Annotated in this window: 3 protein-coding genes; all 3 read left to right on the plus strand. The window is 72.5% G+C overall.

The features are described 5' to 3' along the window. Positions 1-32 precede the first annotated feature (32 nt). The 3 genes from AH6_RS35190 (at position 33) to AH6_RS35200 (ending at position 6035) form a co-directional block, all read left to right on the plus strand. Positions 33-2123: a glycosyltransferase gene (locus AH6_RS35190; RefSeq protein ID WP_157431915.1), complete on the plus strand. Its 2091-nt coding sequence runs from the start codon at positions 33-35 to the stop codon at positions 2121-2123. Positions 2124-2198: 75 nt separating this feature from the next. Then, on the plus strand, positions 2199-3869 hold the full coding sequence (locus AH6_RS35195; protein WP_067488896.1) for a hypothetical protein: 1671 nt from the start codon (positions 2199-2201) through the stop codon (positions 3867-3869). Positions 3870-4106: 237 nt separating this feature from the next. Beyond that, entirely contained in the window at positions 4107-6035 is a 1929-nt protein-coding gene (locus AH6_RS35200; RefSeq protein ID WP_067488898.1) for a glycosyltransferase family 2 protein, read from the plus strand. Positions 6036-6425 lie beyond the last annotated feature (390 nt).

Consider the following 6425-nt stretch of genomic DNA (forward strand, 5'->3'; position numbering starts at 1 on the left):
TGATCGACGGTTCGGCGATCTGGGCCCAGGGCATGGTGCAGGCCCTGTCCCGCGCCGGCTGCGCGGTGACCCTGGTGCTGAAGGCCCCGGTGCGGACCGGCCGCCTGGTCGACCCGCTGCGCGCCCTGCCGGACGTCACCGTGCGCAGCCCGCACGCCGAGGGGCTCGTCACCGGCGACCAGGGCATGCCCCCGCGCACCGCCGCCGCCGTCCTCGCCTCGATCGACGCGCCCGACCCGCACGACCTGGTCGTCGTCCGGGGCCGCCGCCTGGCCGGGAAGCTGGCGCACGGCCCGCTCGCCGGCCGCCTGTGGACCTACCTGACCGATGTCCCGCAGTCGGCCGCCGGGTTCACCGGCATGGTCCGCGGCGAGCTGCGGCGCATCGCCGACGCGTCCCGGGTGCTGCTGTGCCAGACCGAGGAGCTGCGCGACTTCATGGAGAGCGCGATCCCGGCGACGGCGGGCAAGAGCGTGCTGTTCCCGCCCGTCGTCGTGCTGCCCGACGGCCTGGAGGCGCGCCCCGACGGCGCGCCCGAGGGCCGCGCGCTGCGCATGGTCTACACGGGCAAGTTCGCGCCCCGCTGGAACACCCTGGAGATGACCGGCCTGCCGGGCGTGCTCGCGCGGCGCGGCGTGGACGCCGAGCTGCACATGGTCGGCGACAAGGTGCACGACGACCCGGACGACCCCGGCTACGCGCCCCGGATGCGCGCGGCGCTGGAGAGCGCGCCGGGCGTCGTCTGGCACGGCGGCCACCCGCGCGCCGAGGCCATGCGGATCACGGCGGGCTGCGACGTCGGCGTGTCGTGGCGGCATCCCGACCTGGACGCCAGCCTGGAGTTGTCCACCAAGGTCCTGGAGTGCGGGGCGCTCGGCGTCCCGGTCGTGCTGAACCGCACGCCGATGCACGAGCGGCTGCTCGGCGAGGACTACCCGCTGTTCGCCGCGGACGAGACCGACGTCGCCGACGCCCTGACGCTGATCGGCAAGAACCCCGACGCCTACACGCTGGCCGCCGCGCGCTGCCGCGACGCGGCCACCGGGTTCAGCCTGGAGGCCGCCGCCGAACGCCTGGGCCGCTACCTGGCGCAGGCGTTCCCGCCGCCCGACGAGCGCATCCCGGTGGCGGGCCGAAAGCTGCGCGTCGGCGTCGCCGGGCACGACCTGAAGTTCTTCACGCGCCTGCTGGAGTTCTTCCAGTCGCGCACCGACATGGAGGTGCGCCTGGACCACTGGGCCGCCCTCAAGGTGCACGACGCCGAACGCAGCCAGGCCCTGGTGGAGTGGGCCGACGTCATCATCTGCGAGTGGTGCGGCCCCAACGCGCTCTGGTACGCCGAGCACAAACGCCCAGGCCAGCGCCTGCTGGTGCGCCTGCACCGCTTCGAGCTGTACGCGGACTGGCCGGCCAAGCTGGACATCGACGCAGTGGACCAGGTCATCTGCGTGAGCCCGCACTACGCCGACCTGACCCGCGAGAAGACCGGCTGGCCCGCCGACAAGGTCACCGTCGTCCCCAACTGGGTGGACGACCAAGGCCTGGACCGGCCCAAGCTGCCGGGCGCGCAGCACCACCTGGGGATCATCGGGATCGCGCCGTCCCGCAAACGGTTCGACCTGGCGCTCGACGTGCTGGAGGACCTGCGCCGCGACGACCCGCGCTTCACGCTGTTCGTGAAGTCGAAGCTGCCGTGGGAGTACTGGTGGATCTGGAAGAAGCCGGAGGAGCGCGAGCACTACGAGCGGGCGTTCCGCCGCGTCCGCCGCTCGCCGTTGCTGTCGGGGGGCGTGGTCTTCGACTCCTACGGCCGCGACGTGGCCGGATGGTTGCGGCGCATCGGCTTCGTGCTGTCCACCAGCGACGACGAGAGCTTCCACCTGGCCCCGGCCGAGGGCATGGCGGCGGGCGCGGTCCCGGCGCTGCTGCCGTGGCCGGGGGCCGACACGATCTATGACCCGCGCTGGATCCACGCCGACCCGGCGGCGATGGCGGAGTCGATCGCGGCGACCGTCCGCGAGGGCCGCTGGGAGGACGAGCGCCGCGCGGCCCGCGACCAGGTCCGCGCCGTCTACACGCTGGAGGAGGTGTGCCGCCGCTGGATCGGCCTGCTGGCCTCGTGATCTCTGTAAGCTCTGGTGAGTGCCCCGCTCAGACTTCCCCTCTCTTCGGTACGCCCTCCGGAAGGCCGTGCGCCCGTGGTGACGAGAGCGGGCCGCCTGCTGGCCGCCCATCTGCTGATCCTGGTCGCGCTGGCCGGGGCGGTCGTCGTGCGCGTCGTCGCGGCGCGCGGGTACCCGGCCCCGCTGTGGAGCGGTGACAGCTTCGGCTACCTCGACGCGGCGCTGAGGTTCCGGCCGCACATCGGGCGGCCGAGCGGGTATTCGGTGTTCCTGGCGGTGTTGCGGCCGTTCCAGGACATGGGCGCGATCGTCGCCGTCCAGGCCGCGCTGGGCGTGGCGGCCGGGGCGCTGGTGTACGGGGTGGTGTGGCGGCACGCGCGTGCGGCGTGGCCGCGCTGGATCCTGCTGCCGGGCGTGCCCGCGACCGCCGCCGCGATCCCCGTGCTGTACGACGGGAACCTGCTCCAGTCCGAGCACATGCTGCTGGCCGACAGCCTGTTCACCTTCCTGCTGGTGGCGGCCGTCGCGGTGGTGCTGTGGCGGCCCCGGGTGAGCTGGTGGACGGGGGCGCTGGCGGGGCTGCTGATCTCGTGCGCGGCGCTGACCCGGCTGGCCGGGCTGCCGCTGCTGGCGCTGGTCGTGCTGGCGATGTTGCTGCGCTGGTCGGGCTGGAAGCGCACGCTGGCGGCGGTGGCGATGGCGGGCGTGGTGTTCACGCTGCCGTTCCTGGCGTACATGAACTGGTTCGGCAAGCACTGGGGCGAACCGGGCATCACCAAGGCGGGCAACGTCTGGCTGTACGGGCGCACGGCCGACTTCGCGGACTGCGCCAAGATCAAGCCGCCGCCCGAGCTGGCCGTGATGTGCCCGCGCCCGCGGACGGACCCGCGCGTGGCCCCGGCGTTCCAGATGTTGTGGAGCGACGACAACCCGTTCCAGTGGATGCCGGGGGGCATCTACGGCGAGCAGGGGAACCGGCTGGCGGGCGAGTTCGCGGACGCGGCGATCGAGGCGCAGTTCGGCGGCTACGTGGACGTGGTGGTGCGCGACACGCTCCGCGCGTTCAAGCCGGGCCGCGAGCCGTACCCGACACCGTGGACGGTGCAGAACCTGAGCTTCCCGGAAGGGGAGGAGTGGTCCGACGAGCAGGAGCTGCTCGCCTCGCCGTACGGGGGCTCGACGGCGCGGGTGCGCGTGGTGGAGCCGGACGCGACGACCATCCGCGAGTACCAGGGACGCTGGCTGGTGCCGGGGCCGGTGTTGGCGGTGCTGCTGGGAGTGGGGCTGCTCGGGGTGCTGGCGCGGTTGCGGCCGCGGAGCAGGTGGGGCGGGTCGGCGCTGCTGCCGTGGTCGATGGGGGCGGCACTGCTGGTGATCCCGGCGGCGACGGCCGACTTCGACTACCGGTACGTGACGCCGGCGGTGCCGTTCGCGTGCTTGGCGGCGGCGCTGGCGCTGATTCCGGGGATGGGGCGGCGGCGTGTGGTGGCTGTGGGGGAGGGGGCTGAGCGGGCGGAGACCGGGGGCGAGGACGAGCGGGGTTTGGACTCGGAGGCGGAAGCCGATGAGACTCGGGAGCCCGAGGCCCAGAAGGCGGAGGCCCAAGAACCCGAGGCCCGGGAGCCCGAAGAAGCCCCAGAGCCCGACCCCGATGACGAGCCCGACGGCCCGGCCAAGGAAGAGGCCCTGGTGGGCGGCGACGGCGAGGAACATGACACGCGTCAGCAAGTCCCCGGCACTTCGTAAAAGCTCCGCAGATCCGATCGATCCGCCCGGGACGGACGGGTAGTGGAGCGGTGTGGCCCGCACGCTCCGGATGTCCGTCCCGCGCATTGGTACCCCGACACGACATCCGTTTCGACCGGATGACCTGTCCTCTTCTGGAAAGATCACGAAGGGACCCGTGATGCCGACAATGCGCACGGTAGTATCCGGACGGCCGGTCAGGGGACACGGGGCGTCCGCCGCTCTCGGGGGAGGGACATGGGACAGCCGAAGGTGAGCGTCGTCGTGCCCGTGCACAACGGGCGCGACTCGTTGCGGCGCACCTTCCAGTCGATCTTCGACCAGACGCTGCCCGCGGAGCGGATCGAGATCATCGCGGTGGACGACGGCTCCACCGACGGCAGCGGCGCGGAGCTGGACCGCCTGGCCGCCCCGCACGCCCGCTTCACCGTGCTCCACCAGGAGGCGTCCGGCGGCCCCGGCAGGCCCCGCAACGTCGGCCTGGACCACGCCTCCGGCGAGTACGTCTTCTTCCTGGACGCCGACGACTACCTCGGCCCCGAGGCCCTCGAACGTTGCGTCGCGATGGCCGACGAGAACGGCACCGACGTCGTCGTGCCCAAGTACGTCGGCGTCGGCCGCAAGGTGAACGCCGAACTGTTCGCCCGCACGGTCGCCAAGACCACGATCTTCGACGCCGTCCCCAACCTCTACGGCAGCATCACCGCCCTGAAGCTCTACCGGCGCAGCCTGCTGGACTCCCACGGCATCCGCTTCCCCGAGCGGGTCCTGTCGGGCGAGGACCAGATCTTCGCCGTCCGCGCCTACTTCGAGGCGTCCGGGGTCTCGGTGCTGGCGGACTACGACTGCTACTACTGGGTCAACCGCGAGGACGGCACCAGCGCCCTCCAGCAGGGCGGCGCGCCCGCGGAGACCTACTTCCCCGAGATCCGGAAGCTCCTGGACTACGTGGCCGAACGCACCGCGCCCGGCCAGGTCCGCGACCGGCTGCTGCGCCGCCACTTCGCGATCGAGGTCTTCTCCCGCTTCGACCCGCGCTACCAGCACTTCTCGGCGGAGGAGCGCGAGGCGACCAGGGACGCGGTCCGCGAGCTGGTGCGCGTCCACGGCAACGCCGAGATCCTGGCCCCGATGTCGCCCTACTCCCGGTTGCTCGACCACGCGCTGCGGCACGACCTGGACGACCTGGTGGACGAGGCGGCCCGCGTGCACGCGACCGACCCGCCGCCGATCGTGGTCAGGGGCGATCGCGCGTTCCTGGCGTACCCGGGCTTCCGCGACGGCGTGCCCGACTCGGTGTACGAGATCGACGGCCCGCTGACATGGCGGCACGGCCTGAAGGGCGTGGAGTGGCGCGGCGACCGGCTGGTGGTGCACTGCTTCGCGTACGTGGAACGGGTCCGGGCAGAGCAGCAGACGGCCGAGCTGATCCTGCGCGAACGCGAGGGCGACCGCGCCTACCGGGTCCCGCTGGAGGTGACCGGTGACGAGGAGATGTCGGCCGAACTGGACCTGTGGACGATCGCGGACGGCCGACCGCTGCCGCCGGGACGCTGGGACATGTACGGGACGCTGGACATCGAGGACCTGCACTACGAGGACCGCCTGACCGGGGGCTCGGGGGAGCTGGACGTCCCCGGTCCGCGGATCACGCCTGTGGGGTCGGGCCTTCCGGTGGTCACTCCCTACCTGACCAGGGGAATGTCGGCGCTGGCCGTCCAGGTGGGCGGGCTGGGCGGCCATGCCCTCTCGACGGAGGGGCAGGCGGTCCAGGCGTCCGGCCACCTCCGGCTGTCGGGAGCGCTGCCGCCTGTGCTGCCGGGTGCCGAGAAGTCGTTGGAGATCGGCTTCAGCCTGCGGCACCGGGAGTCGGAGGAGACGCGGAGCGTCGAGGCCGAGGTGAAGGCGGCCCCTGACCGCCTTGCCGTGGAGGCCGAGATCGCGACGGACGCTCTCGCTTCGGGGATCTGGGACATCTGGTACGACCTGGGAGTCGACGGGGGCGACGGGGGGAGCGGTGCGCTGCGGGTGCCTGCGCCGGACGCTCTGAAGACCGACCGATCGGCTCGCCTCTTCCGCACGATCAAGGGGAACCTGTCACTGGAGGTGTCCGCGGGCCGCCGCTGGCTGCGCCACTTGCGCCGACCGCGTCGACGTAAGGGCTGATCCGCCCTTCGGGCGGGTTTGGGGGCTTTAGGGCGGGCGCGGGGTGCGGGGCTGGGGTCGGTAGTCGGGTGGCGGGTGCGAGATTGAGGTAGGTGCTCGGGTGCGGGAAACCCGCACGGGTTGGGGTTGTTGGGTATCTGGATCAACCCTGGGCGGGCTGGGGTTGGTGGTTGGGTGTAGGGCACGGGGTTGGGGTTGCTGGTCGGGCGCGGAGCGCGGGGTTGGGATTGTTGGTCAGGCGCGGAGCGCGGGGCTGGGGTGGGTGTTCTGGTGCGGAAAACCCGCGCGGGGTGAGGTCGGCGGGGAGGTGTCCCTAACCCCGCGCGGGCTGGGGCTGTTGGGCACGTGCGCCAACCCCGTGCGGGGCTGAGGTGGGCGGTTGGCTGTAGA

The organism is Actinomadura hibisca NBRC 15177, from assembly GCF_001552635.1.
Taxonomy (GTDB): domain Bacteria; phylum Actinomycetota; class Actinomycetes; order Streptosporangiales; family Streptosporangiaceae; genus Spirillospora; species Spirillospora hibisca.

Coding starts and splice junctions, on each gene's coding strand:
- AH6_RS35190 (WP_157431915.1), top strand. CDS start 33: ATGGTGCAGGCCCTGTCCCGCGCCGGCTGCGCGGTGACCCTGGTGCTG.
- AH6_RS35200 (WP_067488898.1), top strand. CDS start 4,107: ATGGGACAGCCGAAGGTGAGCGTCGTCGTGCCCGTGCACAACGGGCGC.